The organism is Leptotrichia sp. oral taxon 223 (assembly GCF_013394795.1).
Lineage (GTDB): Bacteria > Fusobacteriota > Fusobacteriia > Fusobacteriales > Leptotrichiaceae > Leptotrichia.
Genome location: NZ_JABXYU010000001.1, coordinates 245,268 through 270,126 on the forward strand (window position 1 = coordinate 245,268; position 24,859 = coordinate 270,126).

The following is a 24,859-nucleotide window of genomic DNA, read 5'->3' on the forward strand; positions in this document are numbered from 1 at the left end:
TCGCTTCGTAAAAACTACGCTCACTTTCGCAAATAAGAGTTATTTTTACATAAATAAGTTTTATTATTATAAAAATTATGGCGAAAGAAATACATTCGTATTTAGTTATTTTTCCTTTAACGAAATTTTGCTTATTTAATATTTTCCAAATTTAAAAACTTAAAATTTAAACATAATAATCTTTGTAATTTAATATAGAATGTCGTGATTTTTTTGGAATGAAAACGACTGTTTGAGCGTCAGCGAGTTTCGTTTTTGTTTCAAAAAAATGCTTAGACAAGCCAGGGTTGCAAGGGAAATGGCGACTGATTTCCCTTGCTTTATAAAAAGAAAAAACATAAAAATTATAGGAAAAATATTTATTATAAGCAGTTTTTTTTTAATAAAAGTTACTTATATGGATACTTAAAGATTAGATTTGATTTTTTTAACAAGGCTATCAAATTAATTATTATAGAATTTTATTTCTATTTTTTAAATGAGATTTAGTATAAATTAAATAATTTACCGTTATATGCCTGTTTTTTTATACAATAAAATAGGCGATTGCAAAAGTAAATGAACTAAGGACAGTATTTATAACCGCAAGGGGTCAAGTTCCTTTGTCAAAGAGTGGAGAAAAATAATAGAACTAAAAATTTAAAAATGCTGTGTTTATTGGAATTTTTATACTTTTACAAATGACTATTATACAATAAAAAACAAGGAGAATATAAAATCTCCCTGCTAATTTGATCTATAAACCTTTTATAACTCTTGCAAGTTCTTCTAACTCCGTATGCGCTTTTTGATCCATTGCATTGTAAGCCCTGTTTCTCATTTCATTTCTTCCTAGCGGGGATTCCCTTACTGACTTGTAATTTTCAGGAACATCTCCTACATAGATTATTTCACTATATTCATTTTTTAATGAAAAATTTCCACTAAAACTTCTATTTGCCATTCCATTTAAATTTATTCTGTATCTTACGTCAACTGTTTCAATTGAAACTTTCTTAGTTTCTTCAAATATATACTGTTTTGGAGCATACACGCCATTTGCATCCCGTACTTTCCCTAGTTCATTACGTCTTTGCGTTCTCGGGGATTCAGTGTAAACTTTATAATTGGTGTCAATATTGCAGGAAATAACTACATCAGCATAACTTCTTGACATTCTTCTTCTTCCGACTTTTGATAAGCTGCTGCTTATTGAATTTTCAACTGAATGTGGACAATCTGAAATATAGTAGTCTATATTCCCCATTTCTTCGTATTTTCTTGCCAATTCTTTACTGTCCTTGTAATTAGAAATAAATTTTGCCGCTTTTTCAAAATGCTCTGCAGCTTTTCTATAACTTGATTTAGTGCCTTCCCTTGCCTTTGAAATCCCTAAATCATAGCTTTTTTCCGCATCAATCAGATCAGCCTTATGTTTTATTTCAAAATATTTATTTTTTGCCTGTCTATAATTTTCATCATAATGTGAATAAGTTTTGCTCGCTTCTAAATATAATTTTTCAGCTTCCCTGTACTTTCTTGAATATTCATATTTCTGTGCAAGTTCTATTAATTTATCAGCTTTTGATTTTGTCATTTTTTTATCTATTTCCCTATAAATTGCCATTTTTCCGCTTGATGTATTTCCGTTCATTAATTCTTCCATAAATTCTATATGCTTATTATAGTCTTCTTTTATCATTTTATACGTATTTTCATAGCTCATTCTATCAATGTTTCTTCTTATTCTTTCTGAAATCATATTTTCATAATTTCCATAAATTGAACTTAAATCATGTTTTTTAGTAAAATCGGTAAACTGTTGTGAAATTGGATATTTATCCATTAACATATAAATTTGTCCTAAATTTGAATATCCTTCTATCTTCTCATCAAAATTCCCATTATAAGCCTTTCCTTCGTAAATATTTACAATATTCGAAAATTTCCCCATAATATCATTTTTTACTTCCGGCTTTATTTTTGCCAATTTATTAGGATTTTTTTCAAAATATTTTAAAACAATCCTCATGCTTTTCAAATATTCCTTTTTATCATAGGCCTCCTGAGCCTTTTTCAACTCACAGGAAACGACACAAAATATCAACAGCAACATTAAAAATATTTTTTTCATAGTTTCTACCAGCCTTTCTACAAATTATTATTTTTAACAACGCTTCCTTTCTTTCAATTATATTATACAAAATGATTGTTAAAGAAAAATGAGAAAAATGCTTCATTTCAATTGATTGGGTTATTTTTTTATGTTATAATACTTTATAAATATAAATAAAATAATTAAAGAAGAGGTGTAGTTATGAATTATAAAAGCACAAGAGGCGGCGAGTTACAAAGCTCAACTTTTGCCACATTACATGGACTTGCAAATGGCGGAGGACTTTATATTCCTGAAAAATTGCCAGATGTGAAATTGACTTACGATGAATTGAAAGGCTTATCTTACCAGGAACTTTCAGAAAAAATTATAAAATTATTTTTTACAGAATTTTCAGACGAAGAAATAAAAAAGGCTGTGAATAGTGCCTATAACAGCTCCACTTTCAATGACGAAAATATTGTCCCTGTACATAAATTAAATGAAAAAGTGAGTTTTGGAGAACTGTTCCACGGAAGAACATTGGCATTTAAAGATTTGGCACTTTCATTATTTCCATATTTACTGCTTTTGAGCAAGGAAAAACAAAAAGAAAACAAAAAAATATTGATTCTGGCTGCGACTTCTGGAGATACTGGAAAGGCTGCACTTGAAGGATTTAAAGATGTTGACGGAATTAACATTGTCGTATTTTATCCTAAAAATGGAGTTAGCCCAATGCAGGAAGAACAAATGCGAAAACAGCTTGGAAACAATGTAGAAATAGTTGCAATAAACGGAAACTTTGACGATGCCCAAAGCGCCATAAAAGTCATTTTTTCAAGCGAAGAATTTAAAAAGTACGCAAATAACTACAATGTAATGTTTTCAAGTGCAAACTCAATTAATATCGGAAGATTATTTCCACAAATCATATATTACGTGTCAACTTACGTAAACTTGATAAAGGCTGGAACAATTAAGCCTAACGAAGAATTTAATGTGGTAGTTCCAACTGGGAATTTTGGAAATATTTTAGCTGGATTTATTACCAAAAAACTTGGAATACCGATCAGAAAATTTATTTCAGCTTCAAATAAAAATAAAGTTCTGGCTGACTTCTTCCAAACTGGAATATACAATAAAAATAGAGATTTTTACGCAACAAACTCACCATCAATGGATATTCTTCTTTCTTCAAATTTTGAAAGATACCTGTATTACGCATTAAATGAAAACTCTGAAAGAGTAAACGAATTAATCACAAACTTGCTTTCAGGCGGAGAATTGTCAGTAACTAAAGAAGAATTGAAAAATATTCAAAATGAATTTTACGGAGAATTTGCAAATGATGATGAAACTGTAAATGCAATTAAGAGTGTCTATGAAAATTATCATTATTTAATGGATCCGCACACAGCAGTAGCTTATTCTGTTTATGAAAAGCTGAGTGAAAAAAAGTTGGATAAAAATTTTCACACAGTAATAATGTCAACAGCACATCCTTTCAAATTCCCAGCTCCAATTGCAAAAGCATTGGGAATCGATGAAACGAAAGAGCCTTACGCAATTTTGGATGAAGTATCAAAAATTACTGGCGTAAAATTCCCGGAAAAATTGACAGAAGTGAGAAATTCAGAAATAAGATTTTCAAATGTAATTGATAAGGCTGAAATTCAGGACTTCGTGAAAAAATATATAAAAAATTTGAAATAAAAATTATTGGAGTTTTAAGAATTAAACTAACTGTAATAAAAAATACTCAGGCAATAGTTATTTTATCAGAAGGCTGCTTGAGTATTTATTTTTTATCTTTTGTATTTTTCTTTATCTTTCAAATTTAACTTCCATTTCTTTTCCTAAAAATGCCACTCCAATTTTTAAAATATTCTCAACTCCTGCATTTTTAAGTGCTGAAATATATTCTTTCTCAGTAATTTGCTTCAATGCAAGTGTACATTCCTCTTGCAATTTTTCCTGAACCTTATTTTGACTTATATTTTTCCCATAATTTGATTCCAAATTTGAAAAAGTCATATTCTCATTTATCCTTTTTATTTTTAACATCAAAAAAATATTTTATCATTGACATATTCAATGTTTTCCCATTTTTATTCTTTAACCTCTATATTTAAATTATACTGAAATGATAAATAAAATGCAAGTAGTTTAAATTCTTATTTTCTAAAATCCAAGTTAATCTACATCATCCACATTAACCCTGCCTTCCAGCGATCTCCCCAGCGTCGCCATATCCGTGTATTCAATATTTCCTCCCATTGGAATTCCACTGGCAATTTTTGAAATTTTTACATTTTTATCTTTTAAAAATTTTGTTAGATAAAGGCTTGTTGTTTCCCCTTCCAAATCAGGATTTAAAGCCAATATCACTTCCTTAACATCTCCATTTAGACGATCCATTAGTTTTCTCAAATTCAAATCTTCAATAGTAACTCCATTTAATGGATCAATTTTCCCGCCAAGAACATGATAAAGCCCATTGTACGTTTCAGACTTTTCAAATGCAATTACATCTCTTACGCCTTCAACAACACAGATTACTTCCTTGTCTCTTTTCTCGTTGGCACAAATTTCACAAATGTCATTTTCAGATAAATTTCCACAAATTTCACAATGTTTAATATTAGTATGTGAATCTTTTATTATTTCAAGCATTCTATCAATATCAGCTTCACTTTTATCTAAAACATCAAACGCAATTCTTGCTGCACTTTTTCTCCCAATTCCTGGTAATTTTGCAAAAACATCTATCAAATCATCAAGTTTTTTCACTTTTTATTCCTTTCTTTTTCTTTTCCAATGTATATAAACAAAGGGAAAAGGCATAAAACCATTTCCCTCATCAAAATATTTATAATTAACTATGTGTCAAATAATCAGATTTTTAATTATTCTCCAACTCTTTCTACTCTGAATGTATTAGTTGTTCCTTCTTTAGAAATTCCAGTTACCATTACTACTAAATCACCTTTGTTAGCTTCTTCATGGTCAGCTGCAATTTCTCTTGCTCTTGCAAAAAAGTCATCTGTTTTATCCAATCCTTTTTCTACGTAAGCTCTAACTCCTCTTACTAATGCCAATTGTCTAGCAGTCTGTTCATTGTCTGTCAAAGCGATAATTGGTACAGTTGGCCCGTATTTTCTAATCATTCTTGGTGATCTTCCAGTTTTTGTCCAACATACGATTAATTTAGCATCCAATGCATGAGAAGTGCTTACTGCACCACTTGAAATTGCTTCTGTAACAGTAATATCTGAACCTTCTGGAGTTTCGATTATCTTGAATTTTTTAAATTCATCTGTTCTTTTTGAAATAGTAGCCATCATTTTAACAGCTTCTACTGGATATTTACCTTTTGCAGATTCTCCTGACAACATAACTGCATCTGTACCATCCAAGATAGCATTAGCAACATCTCCTGCTTCTGCTCTTGTAGGACGTGGGTTTCTAATCATTGAATCTAACATTTGTGTTGCTGTAATAACTGGTTTTCCAGCTCTGTTACATTTTCTAATCATCATTTTTTGCATGAATGGAACTTCTTCAGCAGGCACTTCTACCCCTAAATCTCCTCTTGCAACCATGATTCCATCACTTAATTCCAAGATTTCATCAAAGTTATCAACACCTTCTTGGCTTTCAATTTTAGGAATAATTTGAATATTTTTTCCACCGTTGTCATCCAATACTTTTCTCACTTCAGCAACGTCAGAAGCTTTTCTTATAAACGAAGCCGCTACAAAGTCAACACCTTGTTCACAACCAAATTTCAAATCAGCAATATCTTTTTCAGCTAATGCTGGCAATCCAACTGAAACATCCGGCAAGTTTACACCTTTAGTTTCTCCTAATTCTCCAGTATTCGTAACAACACAGTGAACTTCTCCAGCTGCTTTGTCTACGCTTTCAACTTTTAATCCAACTAGACCGTCGTCTAATAAAACTGTTGTTCCTTCATATAAGTCATCAACAATTCCAGGATAAGAAACTGCAAATTTTTGAGCATTTCCAACGAAAGAATAATCAGTAGTGATAGTTACTTTTTTACCAGTTTCCAATAATACGTCTTTTCCACCTTCTAATTTTCCAGTTCTGATTTCAGGTCCTTTTGTATCTAATAAAATCCCTACTTCTTTACCTGTTTTTTTCATTACTTCTCTAATATTTTTAATTCTTGCTCCATGTTCTTCAAAATCTCCATGTGAAAAGTTCAATCTCATTACGTTCATTCCACTTTCCACTAATTTTGTCAACATTTCAACGCTTTCAGTTTTTGGACCAATGGTACAAACAACTTTAGTCATTTTGATTTTCATTTTTCCTCCTAAAATTTAATTTAAAATTTTCATTGTCTTAAATTATCAATGAATTCTTACTTTTATGTAAGAGAGTTCATTTGTTTTTTAAAAATTGCCAAATTTATAAAATTTATCATTTAACAATTATAATGATAGCATATTTGCTATTGCATAATCAGCTGCAGAGGTTTTTGAATAATTTTCCCAAGCGTAAGCTAATTTATGAGTTGTTACTTCTTCACTTTGAATTCCAACCATTAATCCGCCTTTTCCTTCTTCAATTAATTCAACTGCTTTAACACCCAACCTTGTTGCTAAAATTCTATCAAATGCAGTAGGCGCTCCACCTCTTTGAATATGTCCCAAAATAGTAACTCTTATGCTTGTATCAACTTTTTTAGCCAATTCGTCTTTAATTTGCACAACATTACCTACACCTTCAGCAACAACGATTATATCGTATAATTTACCCTCTGAACGTCTTTTTTTAATTACTTCTGCCAAGTCGTCAATTGAACTTTCAGTTTCTGGAATCATAACTCCGCTTGCTCCACCTGCTATTGCAGAATAAAGAGCCAAATCTCCACAGTTTCTTCCCATTACTTCCACTAAATATGTTCTTTCGTGAGAAGTAGCAGTATCTTTTAATTTTGAAATGGCATCTAATATAATATTTAACGCTGTATCATAACCAACTGTATAGTCAGTTCCAGCTACGTCATTATCAATAGTTCCTGGTATTCCAATTGTTTTAATACCATGTTCTTTATGCAAGTAATGCGCCCCATGGAATGAACCATCCCCACCAATTACAACTAGTCCGTCAATTCCGTATTTTTTCAAATTAGCCGCAGCTTTTGCTCTAACTTCAGGATCTTTAAATTCCGGCAATCTGGCTGATAATAAAATTGTCCCTCCTTTATCAGCAATTCCACTTACATCTAGTAATGTCAATGGAAAAATTTGATCTTCAAGCATACCTTTGTATCCTCTTCTTATGCCATAAACTTCCATTCCTTTGTTTATAGCGGCTTTAGTGACAGCTCTTATTGCTGTATTCATTCCTTGTGAATCTCCTCCACTTGTTAAAATTGCGATCTTTTTCATCGTATTTTTTCTCCTTCTATACATTATAATTACAAATTTATTAACTTTTAAAATTCCTTATAAACCTTACATTTTTATATTAGCATTTTTAATTTCTATTGTCAAATAATTTTTAAAATTATTTTATTTAAGCCCGTTTTTAAATAGTTTTAAAATCATTTAACAGTGCCTTCTTATGTATGAATCACAATATCATCCATGCTTTTTCCATCCTGAACTACCCATTCCAGTGCCAGTCTGCTAAAATACAAAATGCTCTCATTTACAATTCTTTCATATCCATCCAGCTTTATTTCAACATTTGCCCAGTTTAACCTATATATGTAGTCAAGCATATCCATAATTTTATTTTTGGAACGGATTTCGCATTTTCTCGCAAATGACTTTAAATTCTCATTTTTTATTCCGCTTATCAAAACTGAAATATCGCAAAACGTGTTAAAATCCTGCAATTCAATGTCTATAATTGACAAAACCCAAAGCAGCATTTTTGCTGACTCAAGCCTAAAATAAAACTCTGCATTCAGTTCCCTATCATCAGTTGGATTTTCAATAAAGTTTTTTTCCCTTTCTGATAAAACTTGCTTAAACTGGTATCTTTTTTCAAAAATATCTACTATAATAGCCAGCTCTTCCTGTCCTTTTTCCTTTTTTTCAAGGTGTGTTTCTGCAGCAAGCCGTGTTATTACTATTGCTACAATTCTTCTTATAATATCCCATTTTTTATATATTTTCACATCTTTTTCAGATATATTCACTTCCATTTTTTCATCATACGGAAGTCCATTTTCTTTTAATATTTCAATATTTCTTCTTATTCTATCGGTATCATCACTTGTCATTTCAATTTCATATTCAGAAAACATTCTTTTAGAAAGAGGCGGGATAAAATCTGAAATTTGCCATTTTTTCTCATCTTGAACCATCCTTTTTCCATTATAGTGATAGTGGTTCAAGGTTTTTTGTATAATGAATCTATGGAATTCTCCTAAAAAATTCGCAAGCTGTTCTGCTAATTTTGCTCCATCCTTCTCTTCTTCCTTATTTACTGCCTCTAAAACTATAAACAGGCTATTGTATTCTAAAAACTCCTTTTCATCTACATTCTTAAAAGTTTCTGAATTTAATTTTTCCAAAAATACTTCCACTGCTATTTGTTGCTTAAGAAGAAAATCCCGGCTTGGATTTACCACTACAGTCACTTTTCTCCCATCCTTCAGTTCAAGAAAAAATTTCTTTGTATTTTCAGTTAATTTTTCACCATTTTCTGTCGTAACTATTTTAATTTTATCAGCATTAATTTCCAAAAAGTTTTTTAAAAGCTCTTCTATTGATTTTTCCTTTGAAAAGCATATTCCTGATTTTGTTTTCCTCTTCCGTTTAAAAAAATTCCATAGACTCATTTTTTCTCCCTTTCCCAAGTTTATTTTTTACCGCTTAAAGTTATCCAGTTCCTTCTCAATAATTGAAACAACAGTAGTTTCTGCAGGTATCATGCTTAAAATTTTCTGATACAGCTCTTTTCTTTTTTCCCTGCAAACTTGTAAAAATAGCAGGCATTCCCTTTTTTTCCTCAATCTCAGGCTATATCCGTCATTTAAATAAATATTGAAATTTATTGTCCTGAAAGTCCCTTCCCGAATAAGTATTCTCGTTAAAAGGCACATTTTTACCTCATCAATATTAAAGTAAACTTCTTCCTTTCTTACTCTTCTTATAAAAGTAAATATAAATTCCCCATCCAGTTCTTCCAAATTTTCTGCATTAAATCTGATTTTTCTCATAATTATAGCAAAAGTTATGTAAAATATATAAAAAATCAATATTATAACAGGCAACGGCAAATAAATCTTATTCATGCTCTCCTCCCTTCAGCTGTCTTTTATATTAAAGAATTTCCTTTCAAATATGCTCTTAAAATATAAAATTACAGATTATTCTTTATCTTGAAAAATACGTTACCGCCAGTATTGTCTTCATATCGCTTGACACCTTTGTAATATCCTTCACATCAACCCATATTACTTCCACTTCTTCTCCATGATCAAGCGACTGTTCTATTGGCTTTATCTCATCGGATTTTAGTCTTGCGCTGAAAAAATACAATTTTTCGGTAGTATATCCTGGCGACACATACAACCCTTGCGGCAACTGTTCAATATCTGTCACATCTTTTTCCAAATATCCAGTTTCCTCCTTCAATTCCCTAAAAGCCGCTACTCTAGGCTTTTCATCTCCATCAATTAATCCCGCACAAGCTTCAATTGAATAATCTTTTGGTCCAGGCCTAAACTGTTTTACCAAAATTACTTTTTCCTTCGTTTCATTAAACAGCACAAAGCAAACCGCATTGGATTTGTCCAAATACTCCAAAGTTATCCCTGTCGTAGGATGTATCATTTTTGCACCTTTTAAAAATTTAAAACTATTATCCATTTATTTTTTGTATGATAATAAAAAATACTTACCATACACTCCTTTCTTTAAAATTTTTTAACATTCAGTAAAATTATTTTCTCTAGCTATTTTTCTGGCTAAATTTATATTACTATTCCAATGAACAATTAAATTATTATATGTAGAGCCTTCTAAAACATAATAATTATTATTATATTTTTTATACCATTCTTTTTTAAATGATTTTTTGGCTGTACAAATATTCTCTCTTGTAACACGATAGAGATATATATTTAATTCATAATCACCGTAAACTAGTTTTCCTCTTTCGTTTATTTTTGTATTTTTGGGAACTATTAATTCCATACCATTCCACATTATTTTTTGGGTATCTTCATCAAAGAGTTCGTTTCCTATTCTCTCTTGCTTTTTTTCATATCTAGTTGCATCTCCATATGCTCGTGCATCTTGAACAGCTTCATCAATGACTTCACACGAACTTATTCCTAATAAAATACAAATAAGTAAAATTATTTTTTTCATATTAATTTTCTCGTATAATAATATTATACATCCTCCTTCCCTAAATTTTTTAACATTCGATAAAATCATTTAGTGCAGCTATGTCTTTAGCTAAATCTAAATTAAAATTTGGATGACCTTTGTAATACTTAAACTCATAAAACTCTAAAATACGATAACTTCCATCATATTTCTTATACCATTGTTTACTGTCATTCACATTATTTCTACAAAGCTCTTCTCTATTAGCAGTTTGAGTAAATCCCACTCTTAATTGATAACCTTTATAAACTAATTTACCTTCCTTATCTATTGTTGTATTTTTAGGAATTATTAGCTTCATACCATTCCATACTGTTTCATATTCCTCGTTATTTCTACTATCCTTTGTTTTTGGAAATTTATATGTTAGTTTATGATGTTCTAATGCTAACTGTTCTTGTTTATATTCAGTTTTATATCCTCTGGCATTTCGATTTGATATATCAGCAAATCCACGAATAACAGAACATGAACTCACTCCTATCAAAATACAAATAAGTAAAATTATTTTTTTCATATTATAGTTCCTCCTATTAAATTTTATAATTTCAAAAAATACTCTCAATCACAGTCAGCCCAATTTCCTTCGCAAATTCCCTCGCAATTTCCATTTCCCTATCTTCCATCCTGTTAAAATCATGTGCATCCGAACCAATTATCGCCCTTACATTGTACTGTTTCACAATTTCCCAGAATTCCTTGTACGGATACATGTACCTGTCCCAGTCTGGATGTCTTTCAAATGTTTTTCTTATTCCGTTTGCATTCACTTCAAGCGGTACATCCATTTTTTCTGCCGCTTTTGCAATCATATGTGCGGCTTTTTCGCAGCTTTCATCCCAAGTCCGATAATTTATTACATACAAATCTGGATGTGCGATGTAGTCGAATTTCCCACTTTCTATGGCTTCCACCATAAATTGGGCATAGGCCAGCACATCTTCTCCTGTTTCTATTTTCCAGGCATTATAGTTTGTGTCATCTCCATCTTTTCTAAAAGCGTGCAGCCCCAAAACAAGATAATCCAGTTTTTCCCTGTATCTATCATATTTTTCAAGAAATTCTGGAAAATATTCAATTTCTAGCGATTTATAAATCTTAATTTTATTTCCGTATTTTTCCTGCGCTTCTTTAATTTCCTTTAAATACCCATTAAAATCTTCTTCTTTCATTCTGTTGTTTTTGTAATATTCAGGCATTGGAGCATGATCTGATATTCCAAGCTCGGCATAGCCTTCCCTAATTGCCACTTTTACATAATCTTCCACGTTTCCAACGGCATGCTCACATCGGTAATTGTGAGTATGAAAATTTGTCTTGTTCATAAGTTTACCCCATTCTGTTTTTTTTTCAAAATTTTTCCTTTCGTATATTTTACCAATTATTTTGAAAAAAATAAAGGTTTTAAATAAATTTATTTTGTTTTTAGTGAAAATTTTTGATATAATATAAGTAAATTTTAAATATTTAAGGAGGAAATTTTTTGATTTCAACAAGTAATTTATCTGTTCAGTTTGGTGGACGAAAACTTTTTGATGAAGTAAATATTAAGTTTACAGAAGGGAACTGTTACGGTATTATTGGACCGAATGGAGCTGGCAAGTCAACTTTTTTAAAAGTTTTGACTGGGGAACTTGATTCTACTTCTGGAGAAGTTATTATAGAAAAAAATAAAAGGCTATCATTTCTAAAACAGGATCACTTTGCCTATGAAGATGAGGAAGTGCTAAATGTAGTAATGATGGGACACGCAAAATTATATGATATTATGCTGCAAAAAAATGCTTTGTACGCAAAAACTGAATTTACTGAAGAAGATGGAAATTTAGCGGCTGAACTTGAGGGGGAATTTGCAGAGCTAGATGGCTGGGAAGCTGAAACAAATGCCGAAAAATTTCTAATTGGACTAGGAATTCCTGCTGAACTGCATCACAAGCTGATGAAGGAATTAACAGAGCCTGAAAAGGTAAAAGTATTGCTTGCACAGGCTATTTTTGGAAATCCTGATATTTTATTGTTAGACGAGCCTACAAATGGACTTGACTTACATGCTGTAAAATGGCTTGAAGATTTTCTGATGGAGCTGGAAAACACAACTGTCCTTGTCGTTTCGCACGACAGACACTTTTTAAACAAAGTTTGCACCCATATTGCCGACATTGATTATGGAAAAATTAAAATGTTCGTTGGAAACTATGATTTCTGGTATGAGTCAAATCAATTAATGCAGGAATTAATCAGAAACCAGAATAAGAAGATGGAGCAAAAGAAAAAAGAGCTGCAAGACTTCATTGCCCGTTTCTCTGCCAACGCCTCAAAATCAAAACAGGCTACAAGCCGTAAAAAACAGCTGGAAAAATTACAATTTGAAGATATGCAAGTTTCCAACAGAAAATATCCGTATATTGAATTTAAGCCTGAAAGGGAAGCTGGAAACAATATGTTAAAAGTTGAGAATTTAACAAAAACCATTGACGGAGAAAAAATTCTTGACAATATCTCATTTACAGTAAATACTGGGGATAAAGTTGTTATCTTATCCAAAAATGATATAGCCAAGACTACTCTTTTCCAAATTCTTGCTGGAGAACTGGAGCCTGATTCAGGATCTGTTGAATGGGGAGTTACAACTTCACAAAGCTATTTCCCAAAAGACAACTCAGCATTTTTTGAAGATGTAGATTTATCACTAATTGACTGGTTAAGACAATTTTCAACTGATCAGCACGAAGAATATGTACGTGGATTTTTAGGAAGAATGTTATTTTCAGGAGAAGAGGCAAAGAAAAAAGCTAAAGTGCTTTCTGGAGGGGAAAAAGTCCGTTGCATGCTTTCAAAAATGATGCTATCCAGCGCAAATGTCCTATTATTAGACAACCCGACAGATCACTTGGATCTCGAAGCAATTACATCGTTAAATAAGTCGCTGGAAAGATTTGACGGAACAATTTTATTCACAACACACGATCACGAATTTATTCAGACAATTGCAAATAAAATCATTGAAATTACTCCAAAAGGAATTTTGGAAAAAGAAATGGAATATGATGATTATTTAAATGACGAAACTGTTGAAGCAAGATTGAATGAAATGTATAGTTAATACTATTTTCCGTTTAAAGAGTAGAAATAAAAAATTATGAAATTAAAGTTATTTTTTTTACAAGATTATGCTATTATACAACCTATATAACTATTAAAATACCCTTTAATTAAATTTATCATTAAGTATCCATCTTAAAGACTTTTATAATTTTATTTATAAATATTATGATTAATAATGATTTTTTCTATTTTTTTATTCAATTTTTTTTAACGTAAGGGCATCAGACGCCATGCCCTTACAACCCCGCTTAACGCAAAACTTTCTTATAAAGAAAAAATAAAACTCGCTCCGTAAAAACTACGCTCAGACAGTTATTTTTCCTTTAACGAAATTTTGCTTATTTAATATTTTCCAAATGTAAAAGCTTGAAATTTAAATATAATAATCTTTATAAAAAGAAAAAACATAAAAACTATAGGAAAAATATTTATTATAAGCAGTTTTTTTAAATGAAAGTCCCTTATATGGATACTTAAGAATTAAATTTGATTTTTTTTAACAAAGTTATCAAATTAATTTTGATCGAATTTTACTTCTATTTTTTAAATAAATTCTTGGATATAAAAATAGCAGGATTATATTTATTAATATTTCCTGCCATTTTTTATAATTTATTCAAAGAAAGATATTTAACTCTTTTATTTTTTAGCCACTTGATTACCATAAATATAACCATATTCGTTCCCATTGTATCTTATGTAATACCAGTCATCATCTGTCTTGCTTATCGCATAAACTGTTTGTCCTTTTTTTAATCTAGTTTTTATTGTAGATTTTGTTGTTGGTTTTTCTCTTATGTTGCTATATCCTTCACTTGAAGTTATAACAAGTTTTCCAACAATTTCTTTTAATTGGCTGTTATGAATATACCCAGTAAATGATTTTTTAATATCACTGTCATAATAAGTTACTTTGTGCCAATCTCCAGATTTTTCATTACTTTCCAGTATATGTCCATTTTTAATAGTTTCAATAACTTTGGAATCAGTAGTCGCAGATTGTCTTATATTAATCGCATTATCCTTTGAGGAAGTCATAAATGTGGCTCCCATTGAAATTGCACTAAGAATTAGAGATAAAATTGAAATTAGAAATACTTTTTTCATAAAAATCACTCCTTGGAATTCAAAATTTTTATTTATATATAACACTTGTTATTCTAGTAATATTATAACCTGTTTTTCAAATTTTGCAAGTTAAAATTGTAAAAAATTTAATATTTTTCAACTAAATTTCTAAAAATCATATAATCTCTAAAAATAACTGGCTTTGCATTCTTTTTTACAAATCCTCTGGCCCAAATGAATACGGCAGCAATTCCTCCAATGAAGTAATTCTATACTTTCTATTCCTGTTTGTTAAAATTATAACCGTGTCTTTATCTGAAAATTCTCTTATTACCTGCCTGCACGCTCCACAAGGGCTAATCGGCTCAGGCGTATTTCCTGTTACAACAAGCAGCTTCATTTTTTTCATGCCCTGTGTAACCGCCGTTGTAATCGCATTGCGTTCTGCACAAAGTGTAAGTCCAAAAGAAGCATTTTCGACATTAACTCCCTTATGCTTGTTTCCATTATCATCAATTAACAGTGCTGCAACAGGAAATTTTGAATAAGGAACATATGCTCTTTCCAATAAAAGATTAATTTCATCAATATAATCCAATATTTCTTTTTCACTTAAAATCATTCTCTTTCACTTCCCATCTTAAATAATTTTTTATTAAAATATTCTAATAATTTATTTTAAATCATCAAATGACAACTGAACTACATTACTTTTCAAAATCGAGCTTAACTGTACTCCGATAAGCCGAACCTCATCTTTTTTTTCAAAAAACTCCAGATTTTCAAGGGCTGCTTCGTATATTCCATTTACATCATTTGTCGCACTTTTTAACGTCTTTGAGCGAGTATGCGTTACAAAGTTGGAATATCGGATTTTTATTGTAACAGTTTTGGCAAATTCATTTTTTTCAATAAGTTTGCTGCTCAATTTTTCAGACTGTTTTTTTAATTCAGCATGTAATGCCAAAATATCATTTTCCGCCTGGTGAAAAGTAACTTCATGCCCATAAGACTGTCTTTTCCTGTCTGTATTTATTTCAGAAGAATGTAAGCCTCGGACAGCATTATACAGATACTCCCCTTTGCTTTCCCCAAATCTTCTAATCAGTTCATTTTTCTCAATTTCATAAAGCTGAAAGACATTCGTTACATTAAATAGTTTTAATACTTCCCTTGTCTTTCTCCCAATTCCTGGAATTATCCCCAGCTCCTTGCTATAAATATAATCCAAGAAATGTTCACGGTTCCTAAATATGAAATAACCATTAGGCTTATCAATATCGCTTGCAATCTTAGCGCTTATCTTGCTAAAACCTATCCCAACTGAACAAGTAAGCCCAGAATTATCATAAATGTACTTTTTAAATTTTTTTATAAATCTTTCAATTTCTAAAATTTCATCCCTTTTATCAAGTTTTGCATTTTTATTCCGAATAAATCCTGTAATATCAATGTAACCTTCATCAACAGAAGTAAATTCGCATTTTTTCAAGACTTTTTTTATTAATCCCTGTATTCTTCTGCCTTCCTCAAAATAAACACCTTTTCTAAGGCTTACAACAATAAGGTTAGGACATAGCCGTTTAGCCTGAACCGTTGGCATAGCAGATTTTATACCGTATTTTCTGGCTTCATAGCTTGCCGTTGTAACAACTCCATGCCCTATTGCGATAGGCTTTCCTCGAAGTTCCCTGTTATCCCTTTGCTCAATTGCCGCAAAAAAAGCGTCCATATCATAATGCAGATAAATTTTTTCTTTTTCCATTGTCAAAATTTCCTAAAATTGTATTGTCGGTAAAATCATGTTAAATTCGCCATTCTCAATTTTATATTTGTAAGAAGCCAGATTTGCCAGCTCCAGACTGTGAGTAACTATTATTATTGACTGATTTCTTTCCTGATTTATTTTCATAAACAGTTCGTTTATAAGGTTGCTTGTTTCTGTATCCAGATTTCCAGTCGGCTCATCAGCCAGTATTATGTCAGGATCGTTAATCATTGCCCTTGCTATTGCCACACGCTGCTTTTCCCCTCCTGAAAGCTCCATAGGCTTATGTTTCAAACGCTTTGCCAATCCTACCAGTGCCAATAATTCCTTTGCTTTTCTCTGTGCCTCACTTTTATTCATATTTTTATTCACAAGTGCAGGCATCATAACGTTTTCAAGCGCCGTAAATTCATTTAACAGATAATGAAACTGGAAAACGAATCCTATTTTTTGATTTCTTATTGCAGTTTTGGCTTTTTCATTTTTATAATGAATTTTTTCCCCGCCAATATAAATCTCTCCATCAGTCGGCTCATCCAAAAGTCCTAGTATATTTAAAAGTGATGTTTTTCCGCTTCCTGATTTACCTTGAATCGAAATAAAATCTCCCTTGTTGAATGCTAAATTTACATTTTTCAGTACATGAATATTTTCAACTTTTGTTTTATAGATTTTATTAACGTTTTTCAATTCTATTATTTTATTCATATTTCAATGCCTCCACAGGTTTTAATCTAGCTGCTCTGGCTGCTGGAAAAATTGTTGACACAAATACCACTATAAATGTTACCACATAAATAACAAAAAGTTCTATTTGTGAAATATATAATGGCAACTCTTCCAAATAATAAGTTCCGCCTTTCATATATTCCTTAAACAGAATTTTTAGTCCAATCAGTACAAGTGGAGACAGCATACTTGCCATAATCATTCCAAAAACACCGATTATTAATCCTTCTATTGTAAAAATTCTACGAATATTTTTATTTGTATAGCCAATGGACTTTAAAATTCCAATATCCTTTATTTTTTCCCGCACAATCATATTTAAAATTACTGACACGGCAAAACTTGCAATAATTAGAAGCAGACTTAAAATAGCAATTAATACAAATTTTTCAAACTGTACCGCCTTTAACAGATTCTGGTTAATTGTTTTCCAGCTTATAATTCCGTATTCCTTCTGATCAACTGCACTTCTTACTTGATTCAGCACTGTTTCCACTTTTTGCGGGCTGTCAACTTTGATTCCAATTTCTGTTGCAACTTCACCCTGCTCAGGTAAAATTTGCATAGTTCGCAATGGAACAATTACAAGATTTGAATCATAATCTAAAAATCCTGTTTTAAAAATTCCCTTTACAATAAGTTTTACTTCCTTATTTTCAGCTGATACAAGACTTATTTCCTGCCCCACTTTTAACCGCATTTCATAAGCCAGCTGTTCCCCAACAAGGATTGAATCAAGTGCGGCAATATTGTCATTCCCTTCTACAATTTTTAAATTCAAACCATGCTTTACATTCTCAGGACTAATGCCATCAGCAAGAACTCCTTTTGCAAAGCCTTCAAATTTTAATATAGACTGGCTGTTCATCTGTGGAATAACAGCTTTTACACCTTTTATTTTTTTTACATTATCTGCAATTTGATTATAATTTTCAAAAAATGTCTTATGCTTATTTTTTATCAAAATATGCGGACTCATAGTAAGCAGTGAATTAATCATATTTTTTTCCAGTCCATTGGAAACAGTAAGTGAAACAATAAAAACTGTTACCGCAATAGCTACTCCAAGCACAGAAAATATGCTTTGAAATTTTCTTTCAACGACATGTCTGAACGCAATAAAAAATTCAATCATATTTTATTTTTTTCTCCTTTCGTATGAATAATTTGTTTTATTTTATATCACTTGACATTTCACGTGAAATATTATAATTTTCCATCAATTCTGATTTCTGAGCCTTAACTTTTGCCACATCCAGCACTATTTCATTGCTGTCTTCATCCTCGAAAACAATAAATTCACTGTTTGTGCTTCTAACTTTCTGCACAAAATCATTAAAATCCTTATATTTTTGCCCATTAACCTTTGTAATTATCTTGTTTTCAAGATCAGAATATCCAAGATTCACGTCAAATGGAAGAACTCTTACCAAAATTACCAGTCCATCATAATCCTTAAACAGTTCCTCCCTGTCATAAATTGCAGCTAGTGTATTTGTTGGACGGGCTTGTGAAAGCGCCGTAATATAATTTGTTGTAAGAGGCTCGAATATCAGCCCTCCATACACATAATATGACGGGGCATCCTGTAATTTTGTACTTTTTACAACGCTATATTTTATATCTGTTTTCTTTAACGTAACTTGCCCTTTCTGAACTTTTTTATCCCTTATAATTTCATAACTCAAACTTTGTCCATATTTCTTTTCCTGATTTATAAAATTAAAGTCTGTTTTTTCATTTTTACGAAACTCAATTGTTCCATCCGACTCGATATTTTGCCCATCTAATTTTAATAATACATCATTTCTTTGTAAAATTCCATAAAATGGTGAATTTGTGAAAACTTTCTTTATAATAATACCTTTTGAATCGTTTTTTAACCCTAACATTTGACGTTGCGATGTACTTTCCAGTTTTGCCCATTGTATTCCTAATTTTGGCGGCCCGTCATAATTTCCATCTTTTATGTCATCAAGAAAGTTTTCAAGTATATTGACAGGAATAAAATATCCGATGTTATCAGCTTGTGTAAGTCCAGCAAATGCCACACCTACAACTTTGTTATTGCTTAAAACCGGTCCTCCGCTGTTTCCGCTGTTAATTGCAGCATCAGTTTGCCCAATTAAAAATTTCTGATTTGTCAATGTATACGTATTATGCTCCATTCTCGATACAATACCTCTAGTCGTGCTTAACTTATCCCCTCCAAGCGGATATCCATACACTGTCAAATTATCCTGAATTTGTGGCAATCTTCCTAATTTTAGCGAAGTTGTCCCGTTAAAAAAGGATTTATCCTCCACATCAATCATAGCCAGATCATATTCTTCCGATACAAATTTCACATTTGCCTTGTACTTTCGTGAATCCCCTTCTTTTCTCACTTGCAAAAATTTCTCATTCAATACAGCGTGAGCATTTGTAATAATTCTGTTTCCGTCAATTATAAATCCTGTCGCTGTGGAATTGTAGTCCTGCCCATTTTGCCAAGGTGATGCGTAATTATACATCTGGTGAGCCGCATAAACTTTTACAAGCGCTTTTTTTACTGAGCCGTCATCTGCAAAAATAAAACTGCACAAAAATATATTAACTATTAAAATTATTTTTTTCATTTTAATCATTCCCTTCTAAAATTTCAAATTATACTTATAACTCCTTAAAATTAAACATACTTATAATTTAAGTAACATTATCCTAATTTATAAATTATATTTAAATATCCAGTTTCTCTCCAATCTGATTTTGTATTAATTTAAAAAATAATAATTCATTGCTTATATTTAGTCTAATTTGTATTCTCTTTTTATCTTTTGTTATTATTTCCAAAAACTTATCAACTTTGCTTGCACTGACTTTAATAATTTTCACAGTTGCACTTTCAATATCTTCCATTTTAATTCGCATATTTTTTAAAACTATTTCATTGTTTTCAATTGTAATTTTAAATTTAAACAAAAGAAAAGAAGCGATAACAACATATCCAAATAAAATTACTATAAAAGCTATTTTTAATGGCGTAAGTTTTTCTATACCTGCAATTCCTTTATATAGTGAATATCCTGCAATAAATGCAATTACTATAAAAAAAATAGATGATGAAAGCATATATTTCCAATTTGCCCTAAAAATATATTTATTTCGGTCATCTTCTATTTTATATTTTTTTAATTTATCTTTTAATTGTTCTGTATTATTAAAATTGTTCATTGTTCTACAACTTATAAGGCTAACTAATTTCTAGTCAACAATTTTATAAGTATCTTCTCCTTTTTTCTTCAAATTTAAATTATTTCTTGCAAATTTATCAGTATTATCATCATCATTAAAACTTTTAGCCTGTTCTAATAATTTATTTTTTTTGTCAGTAAGCTCCTTTATTTCTTTATCGGTTTTTTCCAGCTTAGCTTGCATGTTTCTTTTCCCTGAAAACACTTTTACGCTTTGTCCAACAAAATGTATAACTAGACAGGCAAATATAATATTCCCAATAACAATAAGTTTTTTCATCGCTTCTCCTTTTTAAAATTTCTGATTTACTTTTTTTTATCATTTCTTATTTTTTCAATTTCCTTTACAAAACTGTCTAAACTCTCAAATTTTTTATAAACTGAAGCAAATCTGACATAGGCAATTTCATCCAGGTCAATTAAATATGAAAGCACTTTATCTCCCAGCTCACTGGATTTTATCTCGCCAGAATATTCAGTCAAAATTTCACGTTCAATCTTATCCAGCATTTCTTCAATTTTTTCCTTATCAATGTGCCGCTTTTCAAACGCCCTGATAATTCCATTATAAACTTTTTCACGTAAATACGGCTGTTTTCCTCCATTTTTCTTTATTACAAAAAGCGATAAATCTACCACTTTTTCATGAGTTGTAAATCTCTTTCCACATTTTTCACATTCACGTCGCCGTTTTATTGAATTTCCTTCAAAATAAATACGACTGTCAACAACTTTTGTATTTTCATAACCACAAAATGGACATCTCATAAATTCTCCCTACCTTTTCCAAATATTAAAATAATTTAGGCTAGTACAGCAAAATTATTCTAAAAATTAAAAATAGTATAGTAATATTTAGAAATTTTAAGTTTGATTATTTCGTCTAGTTAAAGAAAGTTTTCTGAAAAATGAAGTCTAAAATATTTATTTATTTTGACTTATTAGTTATCTTCTTATTTCTTCGCTTCTAATAATTTCTAGAATTTCTTCATTTGCAGCTGCTTTTAATAAACTGTCAACAAATTTATCCTCTCTTATTAATCTTGAAATTCTTGCCAAAACTTTTAAGTATTCCTGCGTTTTGTCTTCTGGACATAGGAACATAAAAAATATATTCACATTTTCATCGTCTATTGAATTGTACACAATCCCATTTCTCGAAATTCCAAATGTTATCATTAACTCGTCCACAGCTTTTGTTTTTGCATGTGGCAAAGCTATTCTTTTCCCGATTCCAGTTGAACCCATTTCTTCCCTTGCAAAAATATCATTTAATCCTTGTTCTTCATCTTTTATCAAGTTTGTTTTTTTTAAATTATTATACAATTCCCTGATTACTGCGTTTTTATTTTTTGATTCCAAGTTTAAATTTATAGTATCAACCTTGATATAGTCTGCAATATTTTTAGCTTCCATAAAATTCCTCCATAATAAACTTCTTTATTTTTATCTCAACTTGTAAATTTCTATTTATAAAATTTTCAAAAATTATAGCCATTCCTTTTAAAAAACCAGTGTAATTCTCTAATTTTTGCTGAATTTCAAGAATATCCGAACTGTTTTTTACAATTTTCAAAATTTCTTTATATTTTTGTAAATTTTCTTTCTTTTCCTTTTTCATCATCAAACTAATTTCCTCAATATCATAAATACCTTGTTCTATCATTATTCTCCGTAAAAATGATAACACAACATAATATTTATATCCCCTTTTCATATATGGAAGAATATCAATAAAGCTCAATATCTTCAGCAGCTTATCAAAAAAATCTCCATTTTCGTCTGTAATATAATAAATTTTATCTATGCTGTCTAACACATACAGCGAAATTTCCAATTTTTCAATACTTTTCAAAATATTTTTAAAGTTTTTTATAATTTCAACATCTTTTACCACATAAAAATTATTTTTTTGTAAAAGTGTTATTTCAACTTCATTTAGCGGATTTAAAGAAACAATATTTCTTTTTTTAGATTTACGGATTCCGTAGGCTGTTGCCATAATTTTTCCGTATTCCTTGCTAAAGAGTGTTACTAATAAATCCGCCTCTTTCATTTCCTTTTTTTTTAGAACAATACAATTTGTCTTTATTATTTTCATATTTTATTTCACATTTACTCGTTTACTTAAATTTATGTTGCAGAACTTATATTTTTAAATTATCTGAAATTTGATAATCTGTAAATTATTTGAGAACTTCCGTCTGATACAGAAATTTTTGTTGGATAGCTATATCCGTTTGAAGTCTTATAATCACTAAAGTTTACTGTATTTCCGCTGCTTTTTATCGCTGTTAGCCAGTTATTTGAAAATGTGAAAGTATTTCCATTTCTAGTTTGTGTTTTCTTAGATGTTATGCCACGCAATTTATTAAATACTGCCAGTATATTTGCTTCATTTTTGTTAGTTTTCTGTGTTACAGTCTGTTTTAGGCTTGGATAATAAATTGTTTTTTTACTTCCGCTAAAAGTATAAACTTCTCCTTTATTTGTTTTTGGCGCCGTGATTGTCAGCTTCATTGTTCCCGAATTATATGCCATAACATAGCTCTTACTTCTTCTTGTTCCATTGATGTTAGCATCCTCGACAACATTTACCGTAAAACTTCTCTTTTCCCAAAAATCTTTAGAAAAAGAAAATACTGATACCAATAAAAATAATAATATAACTTTTTTTGTTAATGTTAATTGTTTTAACATAACTAGACTCACCTCTTTTTTTATTTTTTATAGCTCCTTTTTAATATTGCTACTTTGTTATATATTAATATAGATTTCTTTAATTTGTTTGTGAATTTCCTTGGTTTTCCTGTTCTGCTTCTGCTTTTACCTGATTTTGTATCTGTGTATTGATAACATCATTGACACTCCATTTATAGACTAGTACGCTTTGAATATCAAATATATTGAAGCTTGGTTTGAACCTAATTTCCTTCATTTTATTAAAAGCGTTGATTTCTGTCACTTTAAATGTACCTACTCTTATTCCTTTTGGCAATACATCGCTCACACCTGATGTTTCTATATTAAATACTGTGTTCTTGTCCACTTTGCCTTCATTGTAATTTTGCACAGAAAAAGTTCCGTTACCATTTCCACGCAATATCTGCTGATCGGTCCCATTTAACACAACACTTAATTTAGAAGTTTTACTTGTCAGCAATGTAACTTCTGAATATTCATCACTGACTTTTGAAATTTTACCGATAAGATAGCCATCAAACATTACTGGCAAATTTACTTTTATGCCTTGTGAAGCACCTTTATTTATGTACATCTTTTCCGAGGAATTTCCATTTTCCACAAGCGCCACATCTGCGGCTATAAATTCAGCGGGATTTTTTTGCCGCATTTCCAGCATTTGACGCAATTTTTCATTTTCCTGCTTTAAATATGCAAGCTCCATATTCTGAACTTTATTCTTTTGCAGTTCAAAATCCCTAGTTTTATTGTTCTCAACATAGTCTTCAATGTAGCTTATGTCGTTAACTCTTGATTTCAATTTTAAAACTTGTGTATACAGCATACTTTTTACTTTTACTAGTCTAAAATTCACTGCCCGTGTTATTCCGTCAAGAAATGTAAATGAACTTGTAATCCTATTTTTAAAGGCAAATAAGACTATTATTATGATTACTATTATTAAAAGTGTTCTACCTGTGCTTTTTTTCTCAGAAAAATTATCCAAACTCATTATTTATAATCCTCTCGTCTATTATTTTAAAATTATATTCGAACCTCTTCAAAACTTTTTAACATTGATATAATAGCACATAACCTACATTATATCAAGTTTTTTTATAATTAATTTTTTTATGCAATTTTGAAGTTTTAAAACATGCTGAACACCTTTAAAATTAAATTCCAGCCAAAGACGAACAAAAAAAGACACTTTTATTTGTGCCTTTCTTTTAATTTAAATATTATTCTTGTCCTACAACTGCTCTGTACTGTCTTTGAAGTTTTGCATTTTTTTCAGGATTATTTTGCAAATAGAAGTTTACTTTATCAATTACATCTTCAGTAGTATGTGTTCTTCCATCATCCACAACTTCCTCTACTGTTACTTCTTCAACAACTTCATTAACTGGTTCAAAAGTAATTTTTTTAGGTTTTTCAGGTTTTACTTTTACTTCCTTTACAGTTTTTGATTGCTCCATAAGAGCTTCCTTTCTATATTGTTCAAGAATTCTTTTTGTGCTGTCAGCAAAAGATACTGCTGAAACAGCTGTCAATGCAACTAAAATAAGTTTTTTCATGTTTATCATCCTTTCATAATGTGAATATTAAAATATTAACTTTGAATAGTTAAACAATTTCAACTTTATTATACCAATATCTGCAAAAAACTTCAAGAAAAAAATAAAAATTTCAATTCGCAATTATATTTTAATTAAAAAAATTTTACAAAATAACTGCATAATTATTTGATATTTAAATTTTTTTATAGTACAATATGAATGATTAAAGAAAATTTAATTCAACACAAAAATAG

General features: G+C 30.3%; 27 protein-coding genes. 2 read left to right on the forward strand and 25 right to left on the reverse strand.

Annotated elements, in window-relative coordinates:
- Window positions 1-736 precede the first annotated feature (736 nt).
- Entirely contained in the window at window positions 737-2,113 is a 1,377-nt protein-coding gene (locus HW275_RS01290; RefSeq protein WP_178934483.1) for a hypothetical protein, read from the reverse strand.
- Between the two features lie 183 nt (window positions 2,114-2,296).
- Here HW275_RS01290 and thrC point away from each other — a divergent pair, with 183 nt between their 5' ends.
- On the forward strand, window positions 2,297-3,790 hold the full coding sequence (gene thrC, locus HW275_RS01295) for a threonine synthase (RefSeq protein ID WP_178934485.1): 1,494 nt from the start codon (window positions 2,297-2,299) through the stop codon (window positions 3,788-3,790).
- Window positions 3,791-3,901: 111 nt separating this feature from the next.
- On the opposite strand, the gene HW275_RS01300 is transcribed toward thrC, so the two are convergent.
- The 10 genes from HW275_RS01300 to HW275_RS01345 all read right to left on the reverse strand — a co-directional run bounded on the left by HW275_RS01300 (window position 3,902) and on the right by HW275_RS01345 (window position 11,786).
- Window positions 3,902-4,111 carry a PD-(D/E)XK nuclease domain-containing protein gene (locus HW275_RS01300; RefSeq protein WP_255459976.1) on the reverse strand — a complete coding sequence of 70 codons (210 nt, stop codon included), beginning with the start codon at window positions 4,109-4,111 and terminating at the stop codon, window positions 3,902-3,904.
- A 159-nt stretch (window positions 4,112-4,270) separates the two neighbouring features.
- Entirely contained in the window at window positions 4,271-4,867 is a 597-nt protein-coding gene (gene recR, locus HW275_RS01305) for a recombination mediator RecR (protein WP_178934489.1), read from the reverse strand.
- 116 nt (window positions 4,868-4,983) lie between these two features.
- Window positions 4,984-6,411: a pyruvate kinase PykF gene (pykF, locus tag HW275_RS01310; protein ID WP_218975071.1), complete on the reverse strand. Its 1,428-nt coding sequence runs from the start codon at window positions 6,409-6,411 to the stop codon at window positions 4,984-4,986.
- A gap of 126 nt (window positions 6,412-6,537) precedes the next feature.
- A complete protein-coding gene (pfkA, locus tag HW275_RS01315; RefSeq protein WP_178934490.1) occupies window positions 6,538-7,500 on the reverse strand; it encodes a 6-phosphofructokinase in 963 nt (320 codons plus the stop codon).
- Between the two features lie 173 nt (window positions 7,501-7,673).
- The gene (locus HW275_RS01320) at window positions 7,674-8,903 is read right to left on the reverse strand and encodes a DUF4272 domain-containing protein (RefSeq protein ID WP_178934492.1); all 1,230 of its coding nucleotides are present in this window, start codon (window positions 8,901-8,903) and stop codon (window positions 7,674-7,676) included.
- A gap of 27 nt (window positions 8,904-8,930) precedes the next feature.
- Window positions 8,931-9,359, reverse strand: a complete 429-nt coding sequence (locus HW275_RS01325; RefSeq protein WP_178934494.1) for a hypothetical protein — start codon at window positions 9,357-9,359, stop codon at window positions 8,931-8,933.
- Between the two features lie 82 nt (window positions 9,360-9,441).
- Window positions 9,442-9,936 (reverse strand): NUDIX hydrolase, encoded by a 495-nt coding sequence (locus tag HW275_RS01330; RefSeq protein WP_178934497.1) that lies wholly within the window; start codon window positions 9,934-9,936, stop codon window positions 9,442-9,444.
- A gap of 57 nt (window positions 9,937-9,993) precedes the next feature.
- Window positions 9,994-10,440: a hypothetical protein gene (locus tag HW275_RS01335; protein ID WP_178934499.1), complete on the reverse strand. Its 447-nt coding sequence runs from the start codon at window positions 10,438-10,440 to the stop codon at window positions 9,994-9,996.
- Window positions 10,441-10,489: 49 nt separating this feature from the next.
- On the reverse strand, window positions 10,490-10,978 hold the full coding sequence (locus tag HW275_RS01340) for a hypothetical protein (protein WP_178934501.1): 489 nt from the start codon (window positions 10,976-10,978) through the stop codon (window positions 10,490-10,492).
- Between the two features lie 31 nt (window positions 10,979-11,009).
- Window positions 11,010-11,786 carry a histidinol-phosphatase gene (locus HW275_RS01345; protein ID WP_178934503.1) on the reverse strand — a complete coding sequence of 259 codons (777 nt, stop codon included), beginning with the start codon at window positions 11,784-11,786 and terminating at the stop codon, window positions 11,010-11,012.
- A 158-nt stretch (window positions 11,787-11,944) separates the two neighbouring features.
- On the opposite strand from HW275_RS01345, the gene HW275_RS01350 reads away from it, so the two are divergent.
- Window positions 11,945-13,564 (forward strand): ABC-F family ATP-binding cassette domain-containing protein, encoded by a 1,620-nt coding sequence (locus HW275_RS01350; protein ID WP_178934505.1) that lies wholly within the window; start codon window positions 11,945-11,947, stop codon window positions 13,562-13,564.
- Window positions 13,565-14,205: 641 nt separating this feature from the next.
- On the opposite strand, the gene HW275_RS01355 is transcribed toward HW275_RS01350, so the two are convergent.
- The 14 genes from HW275_RS01355 to HW275_RS01420 all read right to left on the reverse strand — a co-directional run bounded on the left by HW275_RS01355 (window position 14,206) and on the right by HW275_RS01420 (window position 24,623).
- Window positions 14,206-14,673 (reverse strand): SH3 domain-containing protein, encoded by a 468-nt coding sequence (locus HW275_RS01355; RefSeq protein ID WP_178934507.1) that lies wholly within the window; start codon window positions 14,671-14,673, stop codon window positions 14,206-14,208.
- Window positions 14,674-14,848: 175 nt separating this feature from the next.
- Complete coding sequence (gene cdd / locus HW275_RS01360) at window positions 14,849-15,256, reverse strand: cytidine deaminase (protein WP_178934509.1); 408 nt, start codon at window positions 15,254-15,256, stop codon at window positions 14,849-14,851.
- 51 nt (window positions 15,257-15,307) lie between these two features.
- Window positions 15,308-16,399, reverse strand: coding sequence for a DNA polymerase IV (dinB, locus tag HW275_RS01365; RefSeq protein ID WP_178934511.1), 1,092 nt, complete (start codon window positions 16,397-16,399; stop codon window positions 15,308-15,310).
- A gap of 12 nt (window positions 16,400-16,411) precedes the next feature.
- Window positions 16,412-17,110 (reverse strand): ABC transporter ATP-binding protein, encoded by a 699-nt coding sequence (locus HW275_RS01370; protein WP_178934513.1) that lies wholly within the window; start codon window positions 17,108-17,110, stop codon window positions 16,412-16,414.
- On the reverse strand, window positions 17,103-18,266 hold the full coding sequence (locus HW275_RS01375; RefSeq protein WP_178934515.1) for an ABC transporter permease: 1,164 nt from the start codon (window positions 18,264-18,266) through the stop codon (window positions 17,103-17,105). The genes HW275_RS01370 and HW275_RS01375 overlap by 8 nt, the downstream gene beginning before the upstream one ends.
- Before the next feature lie 37 nt (window positions 18,267-18,303).
- Complete coding sequence (locus HW275_RS01380; RefSeq protein WP_178934517.1) at window positions 18,304-19,749, reverse strand: serine protease; 1,446 nt, start codon at window positions 19,747-19,749, stop codon at window positions 18,304-18,306.
- A gap of 100 nt (window positions 19,750-19,849) precedes the next feature.
- A complete protein-coding gene (locus HW275_RS01385) occupies window positions 19,850-20,344 on the reverse strand; it encodes a hypothetical protein (protein WP_178934518.1) in 495 nt (164 codons plus the stop codon).
- A gap of 30 nt (window positions 20,345-20,374) precedes the next feature.
- A complete protein-coding gene (locus tag HW275_RS01390; RefSeq protein ID WP_178934520.1) occupies window positions 20,375-20,644 on the reverse strand; it encodes a septum formation initiator family protein in 270 nt (89 codons plus the stop codon).
- A 26-nt stretch (window positions 20,645-20,670) separates the two neighbouring features.
- Window positions 20,671-21,132 (reverse strand): transcriptional regulator NrdR, encoded by a 462-nt coding sequence (nrdR, locus tag HW275_RS01395; RefSeq protein ID WP_178934523.1) that lies wholly within the window; start codon window positions 21,130-21,132, stop codon window positions 20,671-20,673.
- Between the two features lie 177 nt (window positions 21,133-21,309).
- Window positions 21,310-21,780: a PTS sugar transporter subunit IIA gene (locus tag HW275_RS01400; RefSeq protein ID WP_178934525.1), complete on the reverse strand. Its 471-nt coding sequence runs from the start codon at window positions 21,778-21,780 to the stop codon at window positions 21,310-21,312.
- A complete protein-coding gene (gene recO / locus HW275_RS01405) occupies window positions 21,770-22,465 on the reverse strand; it encodes a DNA repair protein RecO (protein WP_178934527.1) in 696 nt (231 codons plus the stop codon). The genes HW275_RS01400 and recO overlap by 11 nt, the downstream gene beginning before the upstream one ends.
- 59 nt (window positions 22,466-22,524) lie before the next feature.
- A complete protein-coding gene (locus HW275_RS01410) occupies window positions 22,525-23,064 on the reverse strand; it encodes a hypothetical protein (protein WP_178934529.1) in 540 nt (179 codons plus the stop codon).
- Window positions 23,065-23,143: 79 nt separating this feature from the next.
- Window positions 23,144-24,058, reverse strand: a complete 915-nt coding sequence (mreC, locus tag HW275_RS01415) for a rod shape-determining protein MreC (protein ID WP_178934530.1) — start codon at window positions 24,056-24,058, stop codon at window positions 23,144-23,146.
- Window positions 24,059-24,287: 229 nt separating this feature from the next.
- Window positions 24,288-24,623 (reverse strand): hypothetical protein, encoded by a 336-nt coding sequence (locus HW275_RS01420; RefSeq protein WP_178934532.1) that lies wholly within the window; start codon window positions 24,621-24,623, stop codon window positions 24,288-24,290.
- Between the last annotated feature and the right edge of the window lie 236 nt (window positions 24,624-24,859).

Bases quoted from the DNA above. Each gene is read 5' to 3' on its own strand.
- HW275_RS01290 (WP_178934483.1), bottom strand. From the start codon at position 2,113: ATGAAAAAAATATTTTTAATGTTGCTGTTGATATTTTGTGTCGTTTCC.
- thrC (WP_178934485.1), top strand. From the start codon at position 2,297: ATGAATTATAAAAGCACAAGAGGCGGCGAGTTACAAAGCTCAACTTTT.
- HW275_RS01300 (WP_255459976.1), bottom strand. From the start codon at position 4,111: ATGACTTTTTCAAATTTGGAATCAAATTATGGGAAAAATATAAGTCAA.
- pykF (WP_218975071.1), bottom strand. From the start codon at position 6,411: ATGAAAATCAAAATGACTAAAGTTGTTTGTACCATTGGTCCAAAAACT.
- pfkA (WP_178934490.1), bottom strand. From the start codon at position 7,500: ATGAAAAAGATCGCAATTTTAACAAGTGGAGGAGATTCACAAGGAATG.
- HW275_RS01320 (WP_178934492.1), bottom strand. From the start codon at position 8,903: ATGAGTCTATGGAATTTTTTTAAACGGAAGAGGAAAACAAAATCAGGA.
- HW275_RS01325 (WP_178934494.1), bottom strand. From the start codon at position 9,359: ATGAATAAGATTTATTTGCCGTTGCCTGTTATAATATTGATTTTTTAT.
- HW275_RS01330 (WP_178934497.1), bottom strand. From the start codon at position 9,936: ATGGATAATAGTTTTAAATTTTTAAAAGGTGCAAAAATGATACATCCT.
- HW275_RS01335 (WP_178934499.1), bottom strand. From the start codon at position 10,440: ATGAAAAAAATAATTTTACTTATTTGTATTTTATTAGGAATAAGTTCG.
- HW275_RS01340 (WP_178934501.1), bottom strand. From the start codon at position 10,978: ATGAAAAAAATAATTTTACTTATTTGTATTTTGATAGGAGTGAGTTCA.
- HW275_RS01345 (WP_178934503.1), bottom strand. From the start codon at position 11,786: ATGAACAAGACAAATTTTCATACTCACAATTACCGATGTGAGCATGCC.
- HW275_RS01355 (WP_178934507.1), bottom strand. From the start codon at position 14,673: ATGAAAAAAGTATTTCTAATTTCAATTTTATCTCTAATTCTTAGTGCA.
- cdd (WP_178934509.1), bottom strand. From the start codon at position 15,256: ATGATTTTAAGTGAAAAAGAAATATTGGATTATATTGATGAAATTAAT.
- dinB (WP_178934511.1), bottom strand. From the start codon at position 16,399: ATGGAAAAAGAAAAAATTTATCTGCATTATGATATGGACGCTTTTTTT.
- HW275_RS01370 (WP_178934513.1), bottom strand. From the start codon at position 17,110: ATGAATAAAATAATAGAATTGAAAAACGTTAATAAAATCTATAAAACA.
- HW275_RS01375 (WP_178934515.1), bottom strand. From the start codon at position 18,266: ATGATTGAATTTTTTATTGCGTTCAGACATGTCGTTGAAAGAAAATTT.
- HW275_RS01380 (WP_178934517.1), bottom strand. From the start codon at position 19,749: ATGAAAAAAATAATTTTAATAGTTAATATATTTTTGTGCAGTTTTATT.
- HW275_RS01385 (WP_178934518.1), bottom strand. From the start codon at position 20,344: ATGAACAATTTTAATAATACAGAACAATTAAAAGATAAATTAAAAAAA.
- HW275_RS01390 (WP_178934520.1), bottom strand. From the start codon at position 20,644: ATGAAAAAACTTATTGTTATTGGGAATATTATATTTGCCTGTCTAGTT.
- nrdR (WP_178934523.1), bottom strand. From the start codon at position 21,132: ATGAGATGTCCATTTTGTGGTTATGAAAATACAAAAGTTGTTGACAGT.
- HW275_RS01400 (WP_178934525.1), bottom strand. From the start codon at position 21,780: ATGGAAGCTAAAAATATTGCAGACTATATCAAGGTTGATACTATAAAT.
- recO (WP_178934527.1), bottom strand. From the start codon at position 22,465: ATGAAAATAATAAAGACAAATTGTATTGTTCTAAAAAAAAAGGAAATG.
- HW275_RS01410 (WP_178934529.1), bottom strand. From the start codon at position 23,064: ATGTTAAAACAATTAACATTAACAAAAAAAGTTATATTATTATTTTTA.
- mreC (WP_178934530.1), bottom strand. From the start codon at position 24,058: ATGAGTTTGGATAATTTTTCTGAGAAAAAAAGCACAGGTAGAACACTT.
- HW275_RS01420 (WP_178934532.1), bottom strand. From the start codon at position 24,623: ATGAAAAAACTTATTTTAGTTGCATTGACAGCTGTTTCAGCAGTATCT.